The organism is Bradyrhizobium sp. Mp27 (assembly GCF_029953005.1).
GTDB lineage: Bacteria > Pseudomonadota > Alphaproteobacteria > Rhizobiales > Xanthobacteraceae > Bradyrhizobium > Bradyrhizobium barranii.
Genome location: NZ_JASAUS010000631.1, coordinates 1 through 466 on the forward strand (window position 1 = coordinate 1; position 466 = coordinate 466).

Here is a 466-nt window from a genome sequence, read left to right on the forward strand (position 1 = left end):
GCAGATCGAGCTGGAGATGCACGGCGCCGACACCGAGCTCGACCGCCAGGTGCTCGATTTGATCAAGGACCCGCTCACCCACATGGTGCGCAACTCCGCCGACCATGGCCTCGAGACCCCAGCCGAGCGGCTCGCGTCCGGCAAGGGCGAGCAGGGCACCATCCGCCTGTCCGCCTATCACGAGGGCGGCCACATCATCATCTGTATCGCCGACAACGGAAGAGGCCTCAACACCGAGAGGATCAAGGCCAAGGCGATCTCCTCAGGTCTCGTCACCGAGGCCGAGCTCGAGAAGATGAGCGAAGCCCAGATCCACAAGTTCATCTTCGCGCCCGGCTTCTCGACCGCGGCTGCGATCACCTCGGTCTCCGGCCGCGGCGTCGGCATGGACGTGGTGCGCACCAATATCGACCAGATCGGCGGCACCATCGACATCAAGTCGGTGGCCGGCGAGGGCTCCTCCGTC

General features: G+C 65.5%; 1 protein-coding gene. It reads left to right on the plus strand.

Annotated features, from left to right (window positions below; all coding sequences use genetic code 11):
- On the plus strand, positions 1–466 hold a 466-nt coding region (locus QJT78_RS52090; protein ID WP_281460942.1), incomplete at both ends, for an ATP-binding protein.